At 72.4% G+C, this 22,229-nt stretch carries 19 protein-coding genes and 1 pseudogene; 10 read left to right on the forward strand and 10 right to left on the reverse strand.

Annotation, left to right across the window (positions count from 1 at the left end; genetic code table 11):
• Nucleotides 1-49: 49 nt before the first annotated feature.
• On the reverse strand, nucleotides 50-814 hold the full coding sequence (locus tag ABZY45_RS33615; protein WP_356746045.1) for an aminoacyl-tRNA hydrolase: 765 nt from the start codon (nucleotides 812-814) through the stop codon (nucleotides 50-52).
• Nucleotides 815-886: 72 nt separating this feature from the next.
• On the opposite strand from ABZY45_RS33615, the gene ABZY45_RS33620 reads away from it, so the two are divergent.
• The 3 genes from ABZY45_RS33620 to ABZY45_RS33630 are packed head-to-tail and all read left to right on the forward strand — an operon-like array spanning nucleotide 887 to nucleotide 3,551.
• The gene (locus tag ABZY45_RS33620; protein ID WP_356746046.1) at nucleotides 887-1,564 is read left to right on the forward strand and encodes an AIM24 family protein; all 678 of its coding nucleotides are present in this window, start codon (nucleotides 887-889) and stop codon (nucleotides 1,562-1,564) included.
• Between the two features lie 11 nt (nucleotides 1,565-1,575).
• On the forward strand, nucleotides 1,576-3,357 hold the full coding sequence (locus ABZY45_RS33625) for an ATP-binding cassette domain-containing protein (protein ID WP_356746047.1): 1,782 nt from the start codon (nucleotides 1,576-1,578) through the stop codon (nucleotides 3,355-3,357).
• Nucleotides 3,358-3,371: 14 nt separating this feature from the next.
• The gene (locus ABZY45_RS33630) at nucleotides 3,372-3,551 is read left to right on the forward strand and encodes a hypothetical protein (RefSeq protein ID WP_356746048.1); all 180 of its coding nucleotides are present in this window, start codon (nucleotides 3,372-3,374) and stop codon (nucleotides 3,549-3,551) included.
• Between the two features lie 112 nt (nucleotides 3,552-3,663).
• Here the strand turns inward: ABZY45_RS33630 and ABZY45_RS33635 are convergent, their stop codons facing one another.
• From ABZY45_RS33635 to zapE, 4 genes are all read right to left on the reverse strand, one after another.
• Complete coding sequence (locus tag ABZY45_RS33635; protein WP_356746049.1) at nucleotides 3,664-4,599, reverse strand: polysaccharide deacetylase family protein; 936 nt, start codon at nucleotides 4,597-4,599, stop codon at nucleotides 3,664-3,666.
• 113 nt (nucleotides 4,600-4,712) lie between these two features.
• Nucleotides 4,713-6,104 carry an alkaline phosphatase PhoX gene (locus ABZY45_RS33640; RefSeq protein ID WP_356746050.1) on the reverse strand — a complete coding sequence of 464 codons (1,392 nt, stop codon included), beginning with the start codon at nucleotides 6,102-6,104 and terminating at the stop codon, nucleotides 4,713-4,715.
• Between the two features lie 133 nt (nucleotides 6,105-6,237).
• Nucleotides 6,238-6,663: an OsmC family protein gene (locus ABZY45_RS33645; RefSeq protein ID WP_356746051.1), complete on the reverse strand. Its 426-nt coding sequence runs from the start codon at nucleotides 6,661-6,663 to the stop codon at nucleotides 6,238-6,240.
• 82 nt (nucleotides 6,664-6,745) lie between these two features.
• Entirely contained in the window at nucleotides 6,746-7,876 is a 1,131-nt protein-coding gene (gene zapE, locus ABZY45_RS33650; protein WP_356746052.1) for a cell division protein ZapE, read from the reverse strand.
• A 37-nt stretch (nucleotides 7,877-7,913) separates the two neighbouring features.
• Between zapE and ABZY45_RS33655 the strand changes: the two genes are divergently transcribed.
• From ABZY45_RS33655 to msrB, 4 genes are all read left to right on the forward strand, one after another.
• Nucleotides 7,914-8,684 carry a pyrimidine reductase family protein gene (locus ABZY45_RS33655; RefSeq protein ID WP_356746053.1) on the forward strand — a complete coding sequence of 257 codons (771 nt, stop codon included), beginning with the start codon at nucleotides 7,914-7,916 and terminating at the stop codon, nucleotides 8,682-8,684.
• Between the two features lie 190 nt (nucleotides 8,685-8,874).
• Nucleotides 8,875-9,327: an indole-3-glycerol phosphate synthase gene (locus ABZY45_RS33660; protein ID WP_208766137.1), complete on the forward strand. Its 453-nt coding sequence runs from the start codon at nucleotides 8,875-8,877 to the stop codon at nucleotides 9,325-9,327.
• A gap of 45 nt (nucleotides 9,328-9,372) precedes the next feature.
• The gene (murC, locus tag ABZY45_RS33665; RefSeq protein ID WP_356746054.1) at nucleotides 9,373-10,767 is read left to right on the forward strand and encodes a UDP-N-acetylmuramate--L-alanine ligase; all 1,395 of its coding nucleotides are present in this window, start codon (nucleotides 9,373-9,375) and stop codon (nucleotides 10,765-10,767) included.
• 10 nt (nucleotides 10,768-10,777) lie between these two features.
• Nucleotides 10,778-11,185: a peptide-methionine (R)-S-oxide reductase MsrB gene (gene msrB, locus ABZY45_RS33670; RefSeq protein ID WP_203183216.1), complete on the forward strand. Its 408-nt coding sequence runs from the start codon at nucleotides 10,778-10,780 to the stop codon at nucleotides 11,183-11,185.
• A gap of 104 nt (nucleotides 11,186-11,289) precedes the next feature.
• On the opposite strand, the gene ABZY45_RS33675 is transcribed toward msrB, so the two are convergent.
• A complete protein-coding gene (locus ABZY45_RS33675) occupies nucleotides 11,290-13,482 on the reverse strand; it encodes an MMPL family transporter (RefSeq protein WP_356746055.1) in 2,193 nt (730 codons plus the stop codon).
• A 45-nt stretch (nucleotides 13,483-13,527) separates the two neighbouring features.
• Entirely contained in the window at nucleotides 13,528-14,076 is a 549-nt protein-coding gene (locus tag ABZY45_RS33680) for a helix-turn-helix domain-containing protein (RefSeq protein ID WP_356746056.1), read from the reverse strand.
• Between the two features lie 136 nt (nucleotides 14,077-14,212).
• On the opposite strand from ABZY45_RS33680, the pseudogene ABZY45_RS33685 reads away from it, so the two are divergent.
• Nucleotides 14,213-15,076: pseudogene (locus tag ABZY45_RS33685) on the forward strand (aldo/keto reductase).
• A 46-nt stretch (nucleotides 15,077-15,122) separates the two neighbouring features.
• Here ABZY45_RS33685 and ABZY45_RS33690 read toward each other — a convergent pair.
• Nucleotides 15,123-15,593 (reverse strand): hypothetical protein, encoded by a 471-nt coding sequence (locus ABZY45_RS33690; RefSeq protein WP_356746057.1) that lies wholly within the window; start codon nucleotides 15,591-15,593, stop codon nucleotides 15,123-15,125.
• 235 nt (nucleotides 15,594-15,828) lie between these two features.
• Here ABZY45_RS33690 and ABZY45_RS33695 point away from each other — a divergent pair, with 235 nt between their 5' ends.
• Nucleotides 15,829-16,695 carry a peptidoglycan-binding protein gene (locus ABZY45_RS33695; RefSeq protein WP_356746058.1) on the forward strand — a complete coding sequence of 289 codons (867 nt, stop codon included), beginning with the start codon at nucleotides 15,829-15,831 and terminating at the stop codon, nucleotides 16,693-16,695.
• 362 nt (nucleotides 16,696-17,057) lie between these two features.
• Here ABZY45_RS33695 and ABZY45_RS33700 read toward each other — a convergent pair whose 3' ends face one another.
• A complete protein-coding gene (locus ABZY45_RS33700; RefSeq protein WP_356746059.1) occupies nucleotides 17,058-19,469 on the reverse strand; it encodes a GTPase-associated protein 1-related protein in 2,412 nt (803 codons plus the stop codon).
• 196 nt (nucleotides 19,470-19,665) lie between these two features.
• Here ABZY45_RS33700 and ABZY45_RS33705 point away from each other — a divergent pair, with 196 nt between their 5' ends.
• Nucleotides 19,666-20,502, forward strand: a complete 837-nt coding sequence (locus tag ABZY45_RS33705; protein ID WP_356746060.1) for an alpha/beta hydrolase — start codon at nucleotides 19,666-19,668, stop codon at nucleotides 20,500-20,502.
• A 71-nt stretch (nucleotides 20,503-20,573) separates the two neighbouring features.
• On the opposite strand, the gene ABZY45_RS33710 is transcribed toward ABZY45_RS33705, so the two are convergent.
• On the reverse strand, nucleotides 20,574-22,169 hold the full coding sequence (locus tag ABZY45_RS33710) for an MFS transporter (RefSeq protein ID WP_356746061.1): 1,596 nt from the start codon (nucleotides 22,167-22,169) through the stop codon (nucleotides 20,574-20,576).
• Nucleotides 22,170-22,229: the final 60 nt, after the last annotated feature.

The following is a 22,229-nucleotide window of genomic DNA, read 5'->3' on the forward strand; positions in this document are numbered from 1 at the left end:
GGCGGGTCCGGGGCCCGCCCCACCGGTCAGCGGCCCGGCGCCGGGTGGGTCAGCGGCGCAGCGCCGGGTGGTCGGCGACGACCGTGCAGGACCCCGGAGCGACCTCCGTGAACCCCGCGTCCCGTACCACCGGCAGTCCGCTCGCGGCCAGTTCGCGCCAGTGGCCGGCGTCCGGGGTGGCCACCGAGAGCGGGAACCCCGCCTCGCGCCATGCCTTGCGCTCCGTGTCCGACAGCTCCCACCAGGCGAGCTGCGCGCCGTGCCCGGCCTGCGCCATCGCCTTCCCCGCCGACATGCCGGTCTCCGGGCTCATCCAGAGCACCGGACCGTCGAGGACGGGCGCGGCCGGGGGCTCGGCGTCCTCCAGATCCGTGCCCGACACCTGGAGCTTGGCCAGCTCCTTGGGCCAGCCGTCCAAGGGGACCGGCGGGTACACCCGGACCTCGGCCCGCTCGCCGGTGACCGTGATCCCGGGGAGCGCGCACGCCTTGCGCCACTCCGCGCCGCGCGCCCGCCGCACCACCTTGCGGATCCTGGCGTCCTGCCAGTCGCGCATGGCCTGGGCCCACTCGCCCTCGCCCGCCCCGTCGTCCTCGCCGAGCGAGCGGGGGTCGGAGAGGATCGTGAGCACCGCGCGGGCCGCCGTCACCAGGGCGTCGTTGCGCGCCGGGGGGTCCGCCTTCTCGATGTGCACGACGAGCGGCAGGACGAACTGGGGGGCCTCGTCGCGGGCCGTCGGCTCCGTACGGAACGGGCTGTCGGCGGAGGTCGCGGAGGGTACGGGAAGGGGCTCAGGGATGCTGTCGCTGCTCACGCACCCAGTCTGCCAGGCCCCGCCACGACTCCTTCTTGGCGGAACAACTGCCTCCGGGTGAGGATGCACGCCATGAAGAGCGACCTCTTTTCCAGCGAGCACATGGCGCAGCAGGCCACGGCCCCCGGCATGACCCTGCAGAACGCCAAATCCATCAAGTACGCCGTCAACGGTGAGATGCACGCGCGGCAGGGGTCGATGATCGCCTTCCGCGGCAATCTGCAGTTCGAGCGCAAGGGCCAGGGCATAGGCGGCATGCTCAAGCGCGCGGTGACCGGTGAGGGGCTGGCGCTGATGGCCGTCACCGGTCAGGGCGAGGCGTGGTTCGCCCACGAAGCGGCCAACTGCTTCATCGTGGAGATGGAACAGGGCGACGTCCTCACCATCAACGGCCGCAACGTCCTCTGCTTCGACGCGAGCCTGTCCTACGAGATCAAGACCGTGAAGGGCGCCGGTATGACCGGTGGCGGCCTCTTCAACAGCGTCTTCAGCGGATACGGGAAGCTCGGCCTCATCTGCGACGGCCAGCCCATCGTGATCCCCGTCACCGCACAGCAGCCGGTGTACGTGGACACGGACGCGGTCGTCGGCTGGAGCGCTCAGCTCTCCACCTCCCTGCACCGCTCGCAGAGCTTCGGCTCGATGGTGCGCGGCGGATCGGGCGAGGCGGTCCAGCTGATGCTCCAGGGCGAGGGGTTCGTGATCGTACGTCCCAGCGAGCTCAAGCCGGAGAAGGCTGCGGCCCATTGATCCTGCGGGGAGTGGGCCGACGGTACGGGGTGCGGGGGCCGTGGGTGCTGCGCGGTGTCGATCTGGACCTGCCCCCGCACACCCTGGTCCGCGTCGAGGGCGTCAACGGCACCGGCAAGTCGACCCTGTTGCGGTTGCTCGCCGGGGTCGACGCGCCCACCGAGGGGCGGATCACCGGCCGGCCGCGCACGGCATACGTCCCCGAGCGGTTCCCCGCCGCGCTGCCGTTCACGGCGTTCGGCTACCTCGTCCACATGGGCCGGGCGCACGGTCTCACGAGCGCCGAGGCCGCCGCGCGTGCGCTGGAGTGGCTGGAGCGGTTCGGGGCGGCCGGGCACGCGCGCACCCCCATGGCGGAGCTCTCCAAGGGCACCAGCCAGAAGGTCGCCGTCGCCCAGGCGCTCCTGGCACGACCGGAGCTGCTCGTCCTGGACGAGGCGTGGACCGGCCTGGACACGGGCGCCCGGGGCGAACTGGACCGGGCCGTCGCCGAGCGGGTCGCCGAGGGCGCCACGGTGGTCTTCGTCGACCACGACCCCCGGCGGCTCGCCGGATCGGCCGGCCTCGCGTACCGGCTGGAGGGGCTCACCCTCACTCCGGCCGGCTCCGCCGCCGCGGACCCCGGCCCAGGCGTCCGGATCGAGGCGACGGGCATGGCGTCGGCCGCCGTGCCGGGCGGCCTGCCCGGCACGTCCGTCGTCGAACGCGATCCCGGGAACCCGCGCGTGCTCCGCCTCACGACGACCGCGGCGCATTCGGACAGCGTCCTCCACGCCCTGCTCTCGGCCCGGCCGCCCTGGCACATCACCGGGGTCCTCGTGCTTAGGGACCCTGTTCCGGCCGGCACGGCCGCAGACCTGCTGCCGGAGCCGGCCGCCGGTGCGGGAACACGCGCCGAGGCCGCACGGGCGGCCGCGCCCACGCCGGCGCGTACGGCCGTGCCTCCGCCCGCTGCCCCGCCTTCGTCCGCGCCCCCGCCTTCCTCTAAGCCCTCCCCCTCTTCTGCGCCCTGGCGTGCGCCCGCGCCCGCACCGTCGCTCACAGCCGCGCCGGCGCAGGTGTCCCTGCCGGGCGGTGCACCGAAGCCCGCGTTCCGTCCCGCGCCCCGACCCGCGGTGCGCCTCATCGCCGCGCCGACGCGCTACCACCTCGCTCTGCTGGCTCGCTCACAGCGCTGGCTCGCCCCCGTCCTCCTGTACGCGGCCGTCCTCGGCGTCGGCCTCCGGCCCGGGCAGCCCGTACTGGACTCGCTCGGCTACGCCGCCGCCGCGCTGGTCCCCGTCGCCGCCTGGCTAGCCCGGCTCTGTGTCACCCAGGAGCCGCCCGCCGCCCGGACCGTCACCGCGTCGGCCGCCGGGCCTTCGCGCGCGCACGTCGCCTCACTGCTCGCGGCCCTGGGCAGCGCGCTCGCCCTGGGCGTCGCGGGTACCGGGATCACGCTGCTGATCAGCGAGCCCTCCAGCACCGGCCACACCGTCGACGTACCGATCCCGCCCGCCGCCCTCGCAGGGCTGCTCGCCGCCGCGTGCTGTGCCCTGCTCGGTACGGCCGTGGGGGCGCTCTGCTCCCGCCCGGTCCTGCGTCGCCGAGGATGGTCGCTCCTGGTGACGCTGCTCGGTGTGCTGCTGGCCCTCGTGGGCAGGGGCTCGCCCGCCCGGGAGGCGGTGACCGGACTCGTCTCCGGGTCGGCGACCGGCACGGTGCGGGTACCCCTGCTGCCGCTCGGCGTGGCCGTGGCCGTCGCCGTCACGGTGGCCGCCCTCACGTCCCGGATCGCCTCGCTGCGCGAGTGAGTACGCTCGACGGCATGGACGATGCGTACTGCGAGACGCCCGAGCCGGCCCCCGCTCCCCAGGACGCCGGGCCGCCGTACGCCGAGTGCGTGCTGTGCCGGAAGCCGACCGAATACCCGGAGTCCACGAAGGGCAGCACCCTGTGCCCCGTGTGCGCCTGGCAGGAAGCGGGACGCACGGCCTGCTCCGGCTGACGGGCCGGGCGTGCGGGACGAGGCCGGGCGCGCCTGGGGCCGGGCGCCGGGCTGCCTGAAGCGCCGCGCCCGAGCGCCGCGCCCGACGGGCCGGGCGCGGCGCCGCCGCCGTTCAGCCGCGCATGAGCTCGGAGACCTTGACGAAGCGGTAGCCACGCTCACGCAGCTCGGGCACGATCCGGCGTACGGCGTCCTCGGTCACGGGTGCGGCGCTGCGTGTGCAGTGCATGACCACCAGAGACCCGGGCCTCACCCCGTCCAGCACCTGCTCGGCCACCGCGTCCGCGTCGGTCGCGAAGGCGTCACCGCTGACGACGTCCCACTGGACCGCGGTGACCCCCGTGGGGGCCAGGGCCTTCAGCGAGACGTCGTCGTAGCAGCCCCCGGGGAAGCGGAAGTACGGCACGACGTTGCGCGCCCCGGTCTGCCGGATCGCGGTGAAGGCCCGGTCCACGTCTCTGCGCATGTCGGCCTTCGCGACGGTCGGCAGGCCGTAGCAGGGCGAGGCGAAGGCGTAGTGGCTGAAGGAGTGGTTGGCGATCTCGAAGAGGGGATCGGTGCCGATCGAGCGGGCCTGAGCCGGGTACTCCTGCGCCCACCGGCCCGTCATGAAGACCGTCGACGGGATCTTCAGCCGGCGCAGCGACGCGATCAGCCCGGGGTTGTCGAAGTGCTCGCCCTGGGCGGCCCGTGGTCCCTGATCAGCCGTCATGTCCGCGTCGAAGGTGAGCGCCACGACCTTGCCGCCGCTGCTCCGGGGCGAGGTGTTCTCCGCGCGGCGCTCGAAGACCGGCGTGAGCCCGGCGGGCCCGGGGGCGAGAACGGGCGGCTCGCCCCGCGGAGGCGGCGACGGGCTCGCGGACGCCGTGGCGGACCGTGTCGCGGGCTCGGGGGAGGCCGTCGTGAGCGCGGCACCTCCGGACGGCGCTGCCGCGACGTCCCCGGAGGGCGCGGCCTCCGGGCTTCCGGCCCGCACGCTTTCCGGCCCAGCGCAGCCGACGAGCGCCCCGCTCAGAAAGGCCCCACCCAGAGCAGACAGAACGATCATCGTACGAACGGATTTGATCACCGAAGGACGCTAGCTGAAAAAGGATCAGCTGCCGTCCACGGCACTCCGGGCCGACGCGCGGCCGGCCCGGATCACCCGTCTGCCGAAGCCGGTCAGCGCCAGGGGCCCGTCACCGCGAAGGTGGTCCCCGGCGTGTAGCAGTTCACGAACATGGTTCTGCCGTCCGGCGAGAACGTGACCCCGGCGAACTCACCCCACTCCGGCTCCTCGGCCGTCCCGATGTTCTGCCGCCCCCGCGCCATCGGATAGACCTCGCCGCGCCGCGTCACCCCGAGCACGTGCTGCGCGCCGCCCCCGTCCTCGCAGACCATCAGCCCGCCCCCGGAGGCCAGGCAGATGTTGTCCGGGGACTCGCCGGGGAGCTGCACGTCGGTGTCCGGGCCGAAGACGATCACCAGCGTGAGCCGGCGCCGCTCCGGCTCGTACCGCCAGACCTGGCCGAAGTGGTCGGCCGCCGAACCCTCCGCGCTGCGCGCGTAGCTGGAGACGAAGTACACCGACGAGCCGCCCCAGTAGCAGCCCTCCAGCTTCTGGGCGTGGGTGACGCCCTTCGGCCCGAAGTCCTGATGCCGGATGGGCGTTCCGGCCGCCTGCGGATCCGGTACGGGGACCCACTCGACCCGCTCGAAACGCGCACCGATCTCCTGGATCAGGGAGAGATCGGGCACCCCCGGTACCCGCATGGCCTCCAGCGCTCCGCCTGCCCGCAGCGAGCCCGTCCCGCCGAGCGGCTTCTCCGGAAGGAAGCGGTAGAAGAGCCCGAAGGGCCTCTCGAACGCGTCCTCCGTCTCGTACACGATGCCGTTCGCCGGGTCGATCGCGACGGCCTCGTGCTGGAAGCGGCCCATCGCGGTCAGCGGAACGGCCCCGGTCCGGCGCGGATCGGCGCCGTCCACCTCGAAGACGAAACCGTGGTCCTTCGTGTAGCCGTTGGTGCCGGCCTTGTCCTCGGTCTCCTCGCAGGTCAGCCAGGTGTTCCAGGGAGTGGGGCCGCCCGCGCAGTTGACGGCCGTCCCCGCGACGGCGACGCGCTCGCCCCGGACCGCGCCGCGCGCGTCGAGTTCGATGGCCGTACAGCCGCCCTTGCCTGCCGGGTCGTAGGTGAGGCCCTCGACGGTGGGGACACCGATCTTCCCCGTGACCCTGTTCTCGTGGTTACGCACGAGATGGACCCGGCCGTTGCGGCCCCTGAAGGCGGCCATGCCGTCGTGGTTGCTGGGGACCAGGCCCTCGCCGGAGCGGAGCGGGTCGCCCTCCCGGGAGAGGACCCGATAGCGGAAACCTTTCGGCAGGTCGAGCATGCCCTCGGGATCCGGCAGGAGGGGGCCGTAGCCACTGTGGCCCCGGGCATCGGCGGTGCCGGCGAAGAGTTCGGTGAAGGCGCCGGTGAAGGCGACAGCGGCGCTGCCGGCCAGGATCTGTCGTCGTGTCGCGAGCCCGCGGGACGCTGATTCCGTCGCGAGGCGTCGAGGTGCGGATGTCATGAGGCAACTCCCTGTTGGCGGACAGGTGAAGTGACCCGCATGTGTGTACCACGCGTCGCGGCGCGCGGGAACCATGCGGGCCACGGTGCCCCCTGTGTCCCTGGGCCGCACGAGGCCCCAGGGACGTGCGGGATCAGGCCAGCGACGCGCTGAGCGTGATGGTGGTGCCCGTCAGCGCCTGGCTCACCGGGCAGTTCGCCTTCGCGTCCTCGGCGGCCTTCACGAAGCCCGCCTCGTCGAGACCCGGAACCTCACCTTCCACCGTGAGGTGGATGCCGGTGATGCCCGTGCCGGGCTGGAAGGTGACCTCGGCCTGGGTGTTCAGCCGGGTCGGCGGAGTGCCCGCGGTGGCCAGTCCGTTGGACAGAGCCATCGAGAAGCAGCTGGAGTGCGCCGCCGCGATCAGCTCTTCCGGGCTGGTCTTGCCGTTCGCCTTCTCCGCGCGGGAGGGCCAGGAGACCGGGTACTCCCCGATCCCGGAGGAGTCGAGGGTGACAACGCCGTTGCCCTCGATCAGGTTGCCTTCCCAGACCGTGTGCGCCTGACGCGTGGTAGCCATACTGGATCCCTTTCGGACGGTGTGCGCGGTTGTACGCGACGCGCGGGCGCCGGACAGCACCCGCACGCGCTCGACCTCGAACCTACTGCCCCACAAGTCCCTTTGCGTCACGTGCCAGCGCAGTGAGCCGCGAGATGGCCCGGAAGTACTTCTTGCGGTACCCGCCGTTCAGCATCTCGTCGCTGAACAGCCGGTCGAAGGGGAGGCCGGATGCGAGCACCGGGATTTCGCGGTCGTACAGCCGGTCGGCGAGTACCACCAGGCGCAGGGCCGTCGACTGGTCGGGTACCGGACGCACATCGGTGAGGCAGACCGCGGTGATCCCGTCCGTCAGCGCGCCGTACCGGCTCGGATGCACGCGCGCGAGGTGGTCGAGCAGGGACGGGAAGTCGTCGAGGGCGGCGCCCGCAGTCGCGTAGGCGGCCCTGGTCACCTGGTCGTCGGAGTACGGCGGCGGAGCCTCGGGCAGCCCTCGGTGCCTGTAGTCCTCGCCGTCGATGCGCAGTGGCCGGAAGTGCGACGACAGCCCCTGGATCTCGCGGAGGAAGTCGGCCGCGGCGAAGCGGCCCTCACCGAGCTTGCCGGGCAGCGTGTTCGAGGTGGCGGCCAGTGCCACCCCCGCCTCGACGAGCCTGCTGAGCAGGGACGACACCAGGACGGTGTCACCCGGGTCGTCCAGTTCGAATTCGTCGATGCAGAGCAGCCGGTGCCCGCTGAGGGTCTGCACGGTCTGCTGGAAGCCCAGCGCGCCGACCAGGTTCGTCAGCTCGACGAACGTGCCGAACGCCTTGAGGGAGGGATCGGCGGGTGTGGCGTGCCAGAGGGAGGCCAGCAGGTGCGTCTTCCCGACGCCGTACCCGCCGTCGAGATAGACCCCGCGCGGCCCCGTGGGGGCCGCCTGCTTCTTCCCGAACCGCCCGCCCGCCGCCCGCCACCACCCCATGGAGGAGGCGCTTCGCGCTTTCCCGGAGCCCGTCGCGTGCGCACCGCCGAGCCCGGCCGCGAACGAGGCGAGCACCTCGACCGCCTCGGTCTGGCTCGGCTGGTTCGGGTCGGGTACGTACGTATCGAAGCGCACCGAGTCGAAGCGCGGCGGTGGCACCATCTCCGCGACCAGGCGGTCGGCGGGGACGCGCGGTTCGAGGGCGCACAGGGACTGCGGGGCCGTTTCGGCTATGGGGCTCTGCCCCGGCACGGCTGTGGAGGACGACACAACTCTCCACTCTAAGGGCCGTGCCAGACTGCTGGGCATGCGACGCCTGCTCCCTGTGACGGACCTGACAAACCCAGCCGCTGCCGCCGACCGCGAGTGGACGCTCGACGAGCTGGCCGAGGCCTACGCGTATCCGGAGGCCGGGCGCTCATGGCTCCGCGCCAACATGGTCTCCACCCTCGACGGCGCCGCTCAGCACGACGGCCGCTCCCAGGGCATCTCCTGCCCCACGGACATGCGGATCTTCGGCACCCTGCGAGGGCTGGCCGACGCGGTCGTCGTGGGCGCCGAAACGGTGCGCCTCGAGGGCTACCGGCCCGCCCGCGCGCGTGAGGCGTTCGCCGCCCGGCGCGCGGCGGCCGGGCAGGGTCCGGCTCCCGCCATCGCCGTCGTCAGCGCGAGCCTGGACCTGGACTTCTCGCTCCCGCTCTTCGTCTCGCCGCTGGTACCGACCTTCGTGATCACCGGTACGGCGGCGCCCTCGGACCGGGTCCACGCCGCCCGGGACGCGGGGGCCGAGGTCCTGTTCGCCGGGGACGGCGCCGCCGTCGAGCCGGCCCGCGCGGTGGCGGAACTGACGGACCGGGGTTTCGGCCGGCTCCTCACCGAGGGGGGACCGCGTCTGCTCGGCCAGTTCGTGGCGGCCGGCGTGCTGGACGAGCTCTGCCTGACCGTCTCACCGCTGCTCACGGCGGGAGCCGCGCAGCGGATCGCCGGCGGGCCCGCCGTAGCCGTGCCGGAACGTTTCTCCCTTGTCTCGCTCCTCGAAGAGGCAGGATTCCTCTTCAGTCGTTATACGAAGATCTGATACTCGCCGGAAGCTGGTGCACGAAGATCTGACACTTAGCGGAATTTGCCGTTCCGGTTAGCTTCCGATGGGCACACTTAGTCCTGCAACCCCGTGCGACTGCGGGGAAAAATGGTTTCAGCAACAGCGGCCGTCCCCGCGGCCGACGAGATGTAGCGGAAGGGCGCCTGTCGTGTTCACAAGCGTTTTGATGATCGAGAAGCCGCTCACTGCCGAGGACGTGGAGTTCGTCACGACCCTCCACGGCGAGGAGCGGATCTCGTTCGTCGTACTGATGCAGCCCCGCAGCGACCAGGCCGACGTGCTGCTCCGCGCGATCGACGACGTGGCGATCGGCGAACTCCGGGAGGCCGTCCGCGAGGGGGAGAGGCCGGAGGGCAAGGAGGCGAGAGAGCCGGCCGAGATGGCACTGGAGTACTCACTCCGGGAGCTGCGGCAGGCGGGCTCGGAAGCCGTCGGACAGGTGATCGAGGACCACCCCCTGGACAAGCTGAAGACGGTGGTCGACGACTCCGGGGCCGACGAGGTCATCGTGCTGACGGCGCCGCACTACGTCGAGGAGTTCTTCCACCGCGACTGGGCGTCGCGGGCCCGCCACAAGGTCGGCGTACCGGTGCTCAAGCTCTTCGCGCACAGCGAATAGGCTGGGGCGGACCCAGACACACGTCACACCTCGGGAGAGACACGTATGGCACCCGGTATTCCTGCCGCCCTGGAACGGCCGCACTTCATCGGCATCGGCGGCGCCGGAATGTCGGGCATCGCGAAGATCCTGGCCCAGCGCGGCGCGAAGGTGGCGGGCAGCGACGCCCGGGAGACCGCGACCGCCGGCGCCCTGCGTGCGCTGGGCGCGACCGTCCACATCGGGCACGCCGCCGGGCACCTCGCGGACGACGCCACCTCGGTGGTCGTCTCCAGCGCCATCCGCGCCGACAACCCCGAACTGGTCCGCGCCGCCGAGCTGGGCATTCCGGTCGTGCACCGCTCCGACGCGCTCGCCTCCCTGATGGACGGCCTGCGCGCCGTGGCGGTCGCCGGCACGCACGGCAAGACCACCACCACCTCGATGCTCGCCGTGGCCCTGTCCGAGCTGGGCCTCGCCCCCTCGTACGCCATCGGCGGAGACCTGGAGGGCCCCGGCACCAACGCCACGCACGGCGGCGGCGACATCTTCGTCGCCGAGGCCGACGAGAGCGACCGGAGCTTCCACACGTACGCCCCGCAGGTCGCGATCGTCCTCAACGTCGAGCTGGACCACCACGCGAACTACGCGTCGATGGACGAGATCTACGAGTCCTTCGAGACCTTCGTCGGCAAGGTCGTCCCCGGCGGCACCCTGGTCGTGGCCGCCGACCAGCCCGGCGCGGCCGAGCTCACGCGGCGGGTCCGCGACATCTCCTCGCTCCACGTCGTCACCTACGGTGAGTCCGAGGGCGCCGACGTACGCGTCCACAAGGTCACCCCCCGCGGCCTGACCAGCGAGGTCACGGTCGTGCTCAACGGCAAGTACCTCACCTTCACGGTCTCCGTGCCCGGCCGCCACTACGCGCACAACGCGGTCGCCGCGCTCGCCGCCGGTGTCGCCCTCGGCATCCCCGCGCACAACCTGGCCTCCGCCATCGGCAAGTACACCGGGGTCAAGCGCAGGCTCCAGCTCAAGGGCGAGGCGGCCGGCGTCCAGGTCATCGACTCGTACGCGCACCACCCGACGGAGATGACCGCCGACCTGGAGGCCATGCGCGGGGCGGCCACCGACGCGCGCATCCTGGTGGTCTTCCAGCCGCACCTCTTCTCCCGCACCCAGGAACTCGGCACGGAGATGGGCCAGGCGCTCGCCCTCGCCGACGCGTCCCTGGTCCTGGACATCTACCCGGCCCGTGAGGATCCGGTCCCGGGTGTCACCAGCGAGCTGATCATCGACGCCGCGAAGGCCGCGGGCGCGGAGGTCACGGCCGTCCACGACAAGGCCGCCGTCCCCGCCGCCGTCGCGGGAATGGCGAAGCCCGGCGATCTCGTTCTCACCATGGGAGCGGGCGACGTCACCGACCTCGGCCCGCAGATCCTGGACCACCTGTCGAGCTGAGGGAGCCACCGTGTCGTACGACGTCGAGAAACCGGACGAGCAATGGCGGGCGGAGCTGACCCCCGCCGAGTACGCGGTGCTGCGCAAGGCGGGCACCGAACCCGCCTTCGTGGGTGAGTACACCGACACCAAGACGGCGGGCGTCTACTCCTGCCGTGCCTGTGGCGCGGAACTGTTCCGCTCGGACACGAAGTTCGAGTCGCACTGCGGCTGGCCGTCCTTCTACGACCCGAAGGACACCGACGCGGTCGAACTGCTCCAGGACAACAGCCTGGGCATGGCCCGCACCGAGGTGCGCTGCGCCCGCTGCGGTTCGCACCTGGGCCATGTCTTCGAGGGCGAGGGCTATCCGACCCCCACGGACCAGCGGTACTGCATCAACTCCATCTCGCTGACCCTGGCGCCGGACGAGAGCTGATCCCGCCACCGGACGCGCAGAGGAACGGCCCCGCCGGGAGGACTCCTCCCGGCGGGGCCGTTCCGTCACGCGAGGCCCGCTCCCGGACGGGGGCGGGCGCGTGCTCACGTCTTCACGAGCTCGACGGCCTGCTCCGGTGCCGGGATCCGGCTGCTCAGCCGCTCGCCCTCGATGTCCAGGTCGGGCAGCGCCCGGTCGACCGTACGGGGCAGCCACCAGGCCGCGCGTCCCAGCAGGTGCATGACCGCGGGCACCAGTGCCATCCGTACGACGAACGCGTCGATGAGCACGCCGATCGCCAGGGCGAACCCCATGGACTTGATGACCGGGTCGTGCATGAAGACGAACCCGCCGAACACGGCGGTCATGATCACCGCGGCGGCCGTCACGACGCGCGCGTTGTGGCCGACACCGCTGATGACGGCCTCGCGCGCGTCGGCACCGTGGACGAAGTCCTCCCGCATCCGCGAGACCAGGAAGACCTCGTAGTCCATGGCCAGGCCGAACAGGATGCCGATCAGCAGGATGGGCAGGAAGCTGACCAGCGGGCCGGGGGTGTCGAGGCCGACCAGCGACGCGAGATGGCCCTCCTGGAAGATCGCGACGGTGATGCCGAAGGTGGCACCGATGGTCAGCAGGAAGCCCAGCGCCGCCTTGACGGGCACGAGGAACGACCGGAAGACGAGCATCAGCAGCAGGACGGACAGCCCGACCACCAGCAGGAGATAGACCGGCAGGGCGTCGGCGAGCTTCTCGGAGACGTCGATCCCGACGGCGGTGGCACCGGTCATCGCGATCGCCGCACCCCGCACCTCTCCCACCCGGTCACGGATCGCGTGGACCGTCTCCTCCGTCGCGGCGGCCGTAGGACCCGTCTTCGGGATCACGGCCAGCAGGGCGGTGGTGCCCTTCTCGTTCATCTGCGGGGCGGCGACGGCCAGGACGCCTTCGGTGGAGGTGATGAGCGCGGCGGCCTCCTTCGCCGCGACCTCGGTCGACCGCGCGTCGTCGCCGGACACGACGGCGATCAGCCGGCCGTTGAAGCCCTCGCCGAACCCTTCGGTGGTCAGGTCGTAGGCCTCACGGTTGGGCGACCCGACCGCCTCGGTGCTCGCGTCCGGAAGGGAGAGCCGCATGTCCTGCACGGGCAGCGCGAGCGCGCCGAGGCCGACCACGCCGAGCAGGAGGACCGGAACGCGGAGCCGCGCCACGATGCGGCCCCAGCGGAAGCCGAAGGCGCTCCCGGCCGGTGCCCCGGCCGCCTCGTCCGCCGGCTGAGCCTGAGCGGGCACGGGAGTGCGCTTGCGGAGCTTGCGGGGCAGGACGCGGTCACCGGCGAAGCCCAGGACGGCGGGAAGCAGGGTGAGCGAGACGAGTACCGCGAGAGCGACCGTGGCGGCGGCCGCCAGCCCCATGACCGTGAGGAACGGGACACCGGCGACCGCGAGGGCCGCCAGGGCGATGACGACCGTGGCGCCGGCGAAGACGACGGCCGAACCGGCGGTTCCGGTGGCCCGGCCCGCCGCCTCCTCCGCGTCCATGCCTTCCGCGAGGTACTGGCGATGACGGGAGGTGATGAACAGCGCGTAGTCGATCCCCACGGCCAGCCCCAGCATGAGCGCCAGGATGGGCGCCGTGCTGGTCAGCTCCACGGTGCTGCTGAGCGAGAAGAGTCCGGCCATACCGGCACCCACCCCTACCAGCGCGTTCAGCAGGGTCATGCCCGCCGCCACCAGGGAGCCGAAGGTGAGGACCAGCACCAGGGCGGCGACCGCGACACCGAGGGCCTCGGTCGAACCGACCTCCGGGACCCCGCGCATGATCTCACCGCCGTGTTCCACGCGGAGGTCCGCGACGGACGAGCCCGCCTCCCGGAACGCCTCCCGCTGCGCGTCGGTGATGCCGTCCACGCCGGACGTGAACTGCACCTGTATCAGGGCGTAGCGGCCGTCCTGCGAGACGGCCTTCGACGCGAACGGGTCGACGGCGGCGACGACACCGGGAACCTTCGCGGCCTCCTCGGTCACCGGGGCCACGGCGGCGGGCGTGAGCTTCCCGCCCTCGGGCGCGGCGACGACGATCGTCCCGGTCGCACCACCCGCCTGCGGGAACTCCCGGGCGAGCGAGTCCAGGGCCTTCTGGGACTCGGTGCCCGGTATGGAGAACTTGCTGGTGGTGGGCCCGCTGAAGGCTGCCGCGCCCCCGCCGAGCAGTGCGAGCAGCAAAAGCCACAGGGCGAGTACGCGCCCTCGGCGGCGGAAGGAGAACCGGCCGAGCCGGTACAGCAGGATAGCCATGCGAAAGAGGCGTCTTTCTCTTCGGTCCTGACGAGACGACTTCTGTCAGCTGGTGGGATGTCCGAGGGTCCTCAGTGCTCCCTGGACCAGTTCGGTGCGCAGGGTGTCCGGCTCGACGCCCACATCGGCCGCGACCGTGACCGCCACGCCGCCGATCACCATCTGGGCCATGGCGCGGGCGCGCGGCTTCCGGGACCGTCCGGCCAGCGCGTCCGCGAGCTGGTCGACCGCCTCCGGGATGACGGCGAGCACCGGATGGCTGAGCATGTCGGGAAGTTCGGCGAAGATGATCTTTACTTCCAGGTGGAACCGCATCGCCAGGGCGATGTAGCCCGTCACGGCCGGTTCCACGGCGCGGCCGCCCTCCAGTGGTGCCAACTCCTCCCGCAGGGCGGAGAGCCCCTCGGCCGGCGGGGTCAGCAGCTCGGTGAGGATCGCGTCCTTGCCGGCGAAGTGGTACAGCAGGGACGCTTTGGAGCAGTGGGCCTCGGCGGCGATGTCCTGGAGGGAGGTCCCCTTGAAGCCGTGCTCGGCGAAGAGGCGCAGGGCGGAGTCGAGGATGTGATGTCGCATCGCGGAAGGCGGACGTGGCATGGGCCCACCGTAGCTGACCGATCGGTCAGGCCTCACCACGCGGTCAGGGTCCGCGCGCCGGACCCTCGCGGAAACTCCTGCTCCGGGTGTCAACTCCGGTGCTAGCGTTGCTCTTCGGCCTGGGGGAGGACCACGCGTGACGTCGACGGAGTTTCGTGTCGGAGGGGACCTGGCGGTGCGGCGGCTCGGTTTCGGGGCCATGCGCCTGCCGACGGAACCGGGCCCGCCCCGCGAGGGCGCCGTCGCGGTCGCCCGGAGGGCCGTCGAGCTGGGGATCACCCTGATCGACACGGCGTACCTCTACGGCGGCGGAGCCAACGAGGAACTCCTGGCCGAGGCGCTCCATCCGTATCCGGACGACCTGCTGATCACCACCAAGGTGGGAGTGGCGCGCTCGGACGAGACCGGCGAATGGGCGCTCGACGGACGGCCGGCCGTGCTGCGCGACCAGGTGGAGAACGCCCTGCGACGCCTGCGCGTCTAAAGGGTCGAGCTGCTGCAACTGCATCGGATCGACCCTGCGACCCCGCTCGCCGATCAGGTCGGCACGCTGCGGGACCTGCGGACCGAAGGCAAGATCAGGCGGATCGGACTGTCCGAGGTCACCGTCGCCGAACTCGACGAGGCGCGCGGGATCGTCGGCATCGCGAGCGTCCAGAACCGCTACAACCTGCTCGACCGCAAGCACGACCCGGTGCTCACGGCCTGCGAGGAGGCGGGGATCGCCTTCCTGCCGTGGTGCCCCGTCGCCTGGGGCGACGCGGGAGCCGAGGCCGAGGTCGCCGCCGTCGCGGCCGAGCTGGACGCCACCCGAACGCAGGTGGCGCTCTCCTGGCTCCTCGGCCGCTCGCCGGTCGTCCTGCCGATCCCGGGCACCGGCCGGATCGACCACCTGGAGGAGAACGTCGCGGCGGAGCGCCTCCAGCTGACCCGGGCCCACCGCGATCGCCTCGACCGTCTCTCCGGGGCCGGCCGTCCGGACCGCTCGCCCGGTCCCTGAGGGGCCCGGCGGCGAGTTGCCGCCCGTCGCCCGGCCCGAGGGGGCCCTACTCGTCCTCGGAGTCCGTGCCCGTCTCGGCCCGCAGCAGCGGGTGCGCCACCCCGGGAAACACCCGGGCCCTGACGACCTCCTCGGCGGCCCCGCCCCGCACGACGGTCTCGGCCACGCCCCAGGGGCGCCCTGCCAGCCGGATGGTCAGGGTGTACGACGCCGAGCAGCCCATGCACTCGTACCGGTCGGCCCAGACCTCGACGTCCGTGACGCTGCCGGGGTAACGCTTCACGTGCCGGTGCCGGGCGTGGCAGCGGTCACAGGTCTCGCCGGGCTCGCACGTGCCGCCGCAGGGGCACGGCACGTCCAGGGACTCCGCGGGCCGCCAGCGCTGGACGAGCAGGGCCTCGCGGGTGGCGCCCATGTCCTTCATGGCCTTGAGATTGCGGGCGGCGACGTTGTACGACTCGCCGGTCGCGGCCATCCGGTCCCGGATCACGTCCTTGCGTCCGCGGTTCGTCGTCATGTGTTCCTCCTGGGTGTACGCAGCCCGCCAGGAGGCTCACGAAATCGTCCTCCCTACGGTACCTGCCGCGCCGTACCCGTGAACCCGGTAGCCGGACGGCCCGGCAGGGGAGACCGGTGCGGGAGCGCCGAGGACACGGAGAATCGCCCCCTCCGGTTCGGAGGGCGGAGCGGCGGGGAGGACGACGGAGACAGCCCGAGAGAGCTGATGCACCACCTGGGTAAAGGAGCACCCGATGGCAACGCCTCTGTCTGCTGACAAACTGCTCAAGGCCCTGCGGGACGAGGGTCTGCGTGTGGTCGAACACCGGAGCTGGCGCACACACAACCGCAACCACAAGGGCGCATGGGGCCCCGTGCACGGGGTGATGATCCATCACACCGTGACCTCGGGCACACAGAGCTCCGTGGACCTCTGCTACGACGGCCACTCGACCCTGCCGGGCCCGCTGTGCCACGGGGTGATCGCCAAGGACGGCTCGGTCCACATGGTCGGCCACGGCCGCGCCAACCACGCCGGACTCGGCGACGACGACGTCCTGCGCGCGGTGATCGAGGAAAGGGCACTGCCCGCCGACAACGAGGCCAACACCGACGGCAACCGCTCCTTCTACGGCTTCGAGTGCGTCAACCTCGGCGACGGCAAGGACCCGTGGCCCGCCGCCCAGCTGCTGGCCATCGAGAGGGCGGCTGCCGCCGTCTGCCGTGCGCACGGCTGGAACCACCGCTCGGTGATCGGCCACAAGGAGTGGCAGCCGGGGAAGGTCGACCCGCGCGGCTTCACGATGGACTCGATGCGCGGAAGAGTCCGCACCCGCCTCGCCGGCCGCCCGGACGGCCCGCCCCCGCCGGCCACGTACGAGCCGTTCCCCGGAGCCGCGTTCTTCCGGGCGGGCAGGCACAGCGCCGTCATCACGGCGATGGGGAAGAGACTCGTGGCCGAGGGCTGCGGAAGGTACGAGGTGGGCCCCGGCCCGGACTGGTCGGAGGCGGACCGCGCGTCGTACGCCGCATGGCAGCGCAAGCTCGGCTACTCGGGAAGCGGCGCGGACGGCATCCCGGGCAAGGCCAGCTGGGACCGGCTCAGGGTGCCCAACGTGTGAGCCGGCGTCGCCGGACCGGCAGGTGATCCGCGAGGCTGCCCAGGGGACCTGGGACGACGGCCGGCCGACGAGCCGAGGGCGCGCGGATCACCGTCGGTCAGACGCAGTTCAGTTCCCGCTCCGCGAACGACACGAACTGCCGCAGAAAGGGGCCGAGGTGGGCGGCGGCCTCTGTCGCCGGTCGGCATGAGGAGCTACGCCCTTCTTCGTGAAGACGTCCCAGCAGATCCGTTCGGGCGCCTTCGGGACGGCTTTGTCCTCGCCGCCGGAGCAGCCGGTGAGGTGGCGGGCAGCGTTGCCGTCCCCACGGTTGCCCGGACGTCTGTCCTCAGTGCGTGCACGAGCGAATCCCCTTGGCTCGGTCAGCCCCGGCGCACCCGGCCCGCGATGCGTTTGCCGAGGCGTCCGAGGGAGCGGGACGGGCGGTTCCAGGTGCGGAAGGCGTCGAGGGTGCGGCTGCTTCCCTCGCGCTCCACGGCTTGCTCCACCGCCGTGACGCCCTCGGGTGCCAGCGCCCGAACCGCCGGGCGCAGCACCTCGTCGAGCAGGGGGGTCCGGGTCCGGGTCCAGACGGTGCCCGCGTGCGGGTGGGCGGTCCAGACCGTGTAGCAGTCCGCCACGTACGTGGGGTCGGCCAGCAGCAGGGTCCGTGTCTCCTCGCGGCGGGCCGCCCTGCCGTACGCCGACATCAGGTCCTCGTCCCCGCTGTGGACGAAGGCGTACAGCTCCGCCTCGGGCCGGTCCGGGGCCAGCAGCCGTTCGGCGAGAGCGCCGTAGGCGTGTTCGAGGATCGAGGGCTCCACCGGCTCGGCGCGGGCCCGCAGTTCGCGCACGCGTTCCGCCCAGCCCGGTTCCGCCGCTCCCGCGCGCAGGTCGCGGGCGAAGTCCAGCAGCATCAGGCAGGCGCGCACCCGGGCGGTGATCTCCTGCGGGAAGCCGCGCAGCAGGTCGTGGGCGAGCTGGGGGCCGTCCTCGTCGCCGTGAGGCGCGGCGAGTGCCGCCTCGACGAGGTGCGCCCACGTGCCGGCCACCCGGTGGGCGTCCGACGTGGTCTCGGTGAGCAGCGACCGGGCCTCGCCCGCCGTGGGGGTCTCGTCGCCCCAGACGAGGCCGACGGCGGTCCGCAGCACCAGCGGTTCGGCGAAGGGGGACATGCCCGCGGCGCGCAGCACCGTGTGCAGGACCTCCACCCGGTCCGCGCCACGCGCCTTCGCCCCCGGCGCCTCGGCGCACATCCGCAGGTGCGGCAGCGCCTGTGTCCCGGTGAACGGCAGGGAGACCCGGATCAGCAGCCTCTCCGCGCCCGCCGGGTCGTCCGGGGCGAGCCGGTCCAGCTCGCCCAGGAGCGCCGTACGGACGTCGAACTGCTCGTCCAGCAGGTCCAGCAGTGCGGGACACGCGCCCGCCTCGGGGTCGTCCAGGAGCGCGCGGGCCAGCCGGTGCACCACGCCGGGCAGCAGATCGCCGCAGTCGATGCCGAGCAGCCGCACGATCCGCAGCAACTGCACCGTCCGCGCGACGTCCCGGGAGGCTCCGGGGGAGAGTTCGGCCAGCAGTTCGGCGCCGAGCTCCTCCACCAGTGCGGTCAGGGCGCGCTGTCCGGCGGGCTCCTCGAAGGCCGAGCGCGCGGGCGGCTCCAGACCGGGGTCGGCGCCCCGCACCGCCTCCGTCACCAGCAGTGCGGCGAGCGGGGCGGTGACATCGGCGGGGCAGCGGCCGTCCAGGGCGGTCAGCAGCCGGAGCGCGGCGGCGCACTCGCCCGCCGTGCGGTCGTCGGCGGGCGCGGTCAGCGCGTCGGTCAGCTGCCGGGTGCGCTTCTCGTCCAGCGCGTACGGCCGCACGGCCGCCCAGTCGGCAGCCGCGGCGCGTTCGTCGGACCCGAGCGCGATGCCCGCACCCAGCGCGGTCACCGCGAGCGGACCGGCGGCGAAGGGCTCGCCCGGCAGTTCCGCGGCCTCCCGGAACAGCTCGGGGGCCCGGCTGCGCCAGATCCGGGCGGCGGTCCCCGCCCAGGCGTCGTCCACCACGCCGGGGCGCGGGCCGGAGGCGGCGTGTACGCGGAAACGGGGGTCACTGGGATCGGGGGCGTCCTCAGGAAGGACTCCGACGACCTGGTGCGCGGTACGCCCGGGATGCCGTGTGTACGTGGTGAAGGTCAGCCGCTCGGCGTGCTCCCTGGGCAGCACCGCCGTGGCGAGCGCGACCCAACGGGCCACATCCGCGCTCTGCCGTTCCACGAGCACGACCGCGGGCGCGGCCGGGTCCTCGCTCACCCGGCGCATATCGCTGAGCACGGCGGCGAGCCACGGGCTGCGGGCCACGGCGAAGTCGCCGAGGCTCTCCCGGGTGAGCCCGCGGGAGGGGCCCTGGGCGGAGCCCATCGTGGTCAGCGGGTCGGGCTGCGCGCGGTCCGGCGTCGCGGACAGCCAGCCTGCGGCGCCCCACGCGGCGACGGGGAGCACCCGGCCCGGCAGCGGCGTACCCGCAGGCAGGTGCACGGCGTGGGCGTGGAATCCGCCCGTGGAGGCCGCCACTGAACGGCTGAGCAGATGACTGCCGTCGGAGAGTGCGGTGAAGCCGAACGCGACGGGCAACGTCCGCAGTTGGGTGTCGGTGAGCCGGTCGGGAGTGCCTGCCGGTGCGTCGTAGGCCAGCAGCGGTGCGGCCTCCGCGCGTACCGGCCCGGGTATCGCGGGGGTGGCGGCGGTGAACCGGCCGGCGGACTCCCCGTCACCGGACGCGACGGAGGTGTAGTGCAACTGCGGGAGGCTCATGCGTAGGCCCTCATCGTCCCTGCCACGTGCGTCCCCGTCACACGCACCGGCCGCCGCTCGCCGCCCTGTCGGTGCGGCCCGGCCCGGCGGAGCGACGACCCCGGCGGGGAGCTTTCCGTAGTCGTGCGGGCGACGCTATCAAGCCCTGACGCCCCGTTGGGCCGCTCGCCGTACCAGGACGCCCTAGGTTGGGGGTATGACCGAAGTGACGCTTTCCGCAGGAGTGGTGGAGTACGAGGACACGGGCGGCGACGGGCCCGTGCTGGTCCTTCTCCACGGGGTGGCGATGAACGGTTCGCTCTGGCGCCACGTCGTCGCCGGGCTGCGCTCCGACTTCCGCTGCGTCGTGCCCACTCTGCCGCTGGGAGCCCACCGCAGGCCGATGCGCCCGGACGCCGATCTGACGGTCGTCGGGGTGGCCCACCTGGTGGCGGAGTTCCTGGAGAAGCTCGACCTCCGGGACGTCACCCTCGTGATGAACGACTGGGGCGGGGCGCAGGCCCTCGTCGCGGAGGGCCGGGACCAGCGGATCGGCAGGCTGGTGATCACCTCCTGCGAGGCGTTCGCCAACTACCCGCCCGGCCTGCCCGGCCGCAACCTGTACGCCGCGGCCAAGGTGCCCGGTGGTCTGAGGGCGGCCTTCGCCCTGCTCAGACTGAAGCCGATGCGCAGACTTCCTCTCACCTGGGGGTGGATGAGCAAGCGTCCGGTCCCGCACGAGGTGATGGACGAGTGGTTCCGGCCGTTGTGGACCTCCGCCGCGATCCGGCGTGACCTGCGGGCGTACGTGCTCGGGGTGCCGCAGAAGGACGTCCTCCTGAGCTGGGCCGAAGCCCTGCGCACGTTCGACCGCCCCGCGCTGGTCGTCTGGGCAGCCGAGGACAAGGTCATGCCTCCCGCCCACGGCCGGAGGCTGGCGGACATGCTGCCCGACGGCGAACTCGTGGAGATCGCCGACAGCTTCACCCTCATCCCGGAGGACCAGCCCCAGCGGCTGACCGAGGCCATCAGGGCGTTCGTACCGCGGCCCTGACAACGGCCCGGCCGGGTACGGAACGCGCAGGTGTGCGCGCCCGCACCCGGCCGGGCCGGACCGCAGGGGCCTCAGTCCTCCACGGTCTCCGGTCCGGTCCGGCCGCGCATGCCCATGGCGGCCAGCAGAGCACCGGCGACACACAGGACCGCGGTGACGATCACGGCGGAGTGCACACCGTTCATGAACGCGTTGCCGCTGCCCTCGACGACGGCGGCCCTCAGCTGCGCCGGCATGTCGGCCGACACGGGCGAGACCCCCATGGCCACGGCGTCCTTGGCCTCCTGGAAGCCGGCCGCCGCGCCCGCCGGAACACCGGCGGAGGTCAGCTCGCCGGTCAGTGTGGACCCCACCTTGCCGCTGATCAGGGAGACCAGGACGGACGTGCCGAGCGCGCCGCCGATCTGCAGCGAGGTCGCCTGCAGACCTCCGGCCACACCCCCGTCCTTCTTGGGCGCGTTGCCGACGATGGCGTCGGAGGAGGCGGACATCACCATGCCGACACCGAGGCCGATGGCGAGGAACGGCGGCCACATCGCGGCGTAGGAGGAATCGGCGTCCCAGGTCAGGATCCAGAGGGATGCCGCGGCCTGGAGCACCATGCCGACGGGCATGGTCAGTCGCGGACCGAAGCGCTGGGTGAGGGCGGCGCCGAGCGGCGAGGCGACCACGGTGGCCAGGCTGAGCGGCAGGGTGCGGATACCCGCCTCCACGGGGGTGAAGCCCCGCACGTTCTGCAGGTACAGCATCAGGAAGAAGATGACGCCGAGCAGGACGAAGAAGTTGATCGCGGTGACTGCGGTGCCGATGGTCAGGGACCGGTTACGGAAGAGGCGCATCGGCAGCAGCGGGTGCTCCTGACGGGTCTCGTACCAGCAGAAGACGGCCAGCAGGACCAGACCCGCTGCCATCGACCCCAGTGTTCCGCCGGAGGTCCAGCCCCACGTCTCGCCCTTGACCACACCGAAGACCAGGGCCACAAGGCCGACCGCGAGCAGGATCACGCCGGGCACGTCGAAACGGTGACGGCCGGTGGAGTCCTTGCTCTTCGGGAGTACGAGCAGGCTGATGACCAGCGCGACGACGCCGATGGGGGCGTTGATGTAGAAGACCGACTCCCAGTTGACGTGCTCGATGAGCAGGCCGCCGACGATCGGTCCGAGCGCGGTGGAGCAGGACGCCACCATGGCCCACAGGCCCACGGCCATGCCGAACTTGTGGGGCGGGAAGACCGCGCGCAGCAGACCGAGGGTGTTGGGTATCAGCAGGGCGGCGAACAGCCCCTGCGCCGCGCGGAAGGCGATCACACCCTCGATCGAGCCCGAGAGACCGATCGCCACCGAGGCCAGGGTGAAGCCCACGGTGCCGACCATGTAGACCGTGTGACGCCCGAAGCGGTCCCCGAGTTTGCCGCCCAGGATCAGCAGGGCGGCCATGGCGATCAGATAGGCGTTGGTGACCCACTGGAGGTCGGCGGTGGACGCGTCGAGGTCCCGGCCGATCTCCGGGTTGGCGATCGCCACGACGGAGCCGTCGAGGTTGACCATGAACAGACCGATGGCCACGGCGATCAGCGTCAGCCAGGGATTGGTGCGCCGGCTCTTCTCGGGTGCGCCGGATGGCGGCCCTGCGGGCATGGAGGACTTGTCCACGGTGGTGGAGGACATGGAAGTGCCTTGTCTGTGTTCGTACTCAGGGGTGTGGGCGGACGGCGCCCGGAGGCGTCG

It is taken from the genome of Streptomyces sp. NPDC006516 (genome assembly GCF_040611875.1).
In the GTDB taxonomy this organism is placed as follows: Bacteria; Actinomycetota; Actinomycetes; order Streptomycetales; family Streptomycetaceae; genus Streptomyces.

What these genes read in the sequence shown, in the direction of transcription:
- ABZY45_RS33620 (WP_356746046.1), top strand. Translation starts at nt 887, where the DNA reads ATGAAGAGCGACCTCTTTTCCAGCGAGCACATGGCGCAGCAGGCCACG.
- ABZY45_RS33630 (WP_356746048.1), top strand. Translation starts at nt 3,372, where the DNA reads ATGGACGATGCGTACTGCGAGACGCCCGAGCCGGCCCCCGCTCCCCAG.
- ABZY45_RS33635 (WP_356746049.1), bottom strand. Translation starts at nt 4,599, where the DNA reads ATGATCGTTCTGTCTGCTCTGGGTGGGGCCTTTCTGAGCGGGGCGCTC.
- ABZY45_RS33640 (WP_356746050.1), bottom strand. Translation starts at nt 6,104, where the DNA reads ATGACATCCGCACCTCGACGCCTCGCGACGGAATCAGCGTCCCGCGGG.
- ABZY45_RS33645 (WP_356746051.1), bottom strand. Translation starts at nt 6,663, where the DNA reads ATGGCTACCACGCGTCAGGCGCACACGGTCTGGGAAGGCAACCTGATC.
- ABZY45_RS33655 (WP_356746053.1), top strand. Translation starts at nt 7,914, where the DNA reads ATGCGACGCCTGCTCCCTGTGACGGACCTGACAAACCCAGCCGCTGCC.
- ABZY45_RS33660 (WP_208766137.1), top strand. Translation starts at nt 8,875, where the DNA reads ATGATCGAGAAGCCGCTCACTGCCGAGGACGTGGAGTTCGTCACGACC.
- murC (WP_356746054.1), top strand. Translation starts at nt 9,373, where the DNA reads ATGGCACCCGGTATTCCTGCCGCCCTGGAACGGCCGCACTTCATCGGC.
- ABZY45_RS33675 (WP_356746055.1), bottom strand. Translation starts at nt 13,482, where the DNA reads ATGGCTATCCTGCTGTACCGGCTCGGCCGGTTCTCCTTCCGCCGCCGA.
- ABZY45_RS33680 (WP_356746056.1), bottom strand. Translation starts at nt 14,076, where the DNA reads ATGCCACGTCCGCCTTCCGCGATGCGACATCACATCCTCGACTCCGCC.
- ABZY45_RS33690 (WP_356746057.1), bottom strand. Translation starts at nt 15,593, where the DNA reads ATGACGACGAACCGCGGACGCAAGGACGTGATCCGGGACCGGATGGCC.
- ABZY45_RS33695 (WP_356746058.1), top strand. Translation starts at nt 15,829, where the DNA reads ATGGCAACGCCTCTGTCTGCTGACAAACTGCTCAAGGCCCTGCGGGAC.
- ABZY45_RS33700 (WP_356746059.1), bottom strand. Translation starts at nt 19,469, where the DNA reads ATGAGCCTCCCGCAGTTGCACTACACCTCCGTCGCGTCCGGTGACGGG.
- ABZY45_RS33705 (WP_356746060.1), top strand. Translation starts at nt 19,666, where the DNA reads ATGACCGAAGTGACGCTTTCCGCAGGAGTGGTGGAGTACGAGGACACG.
- ABZY45_RS33710 (WP_356746061.1), bottom strand. Translation starts at nt 22,169, where the DNA reads ATGTCCTCCACCACCGTGGACAAGTCCTCCATGCCCGCAGGGCCGCCA.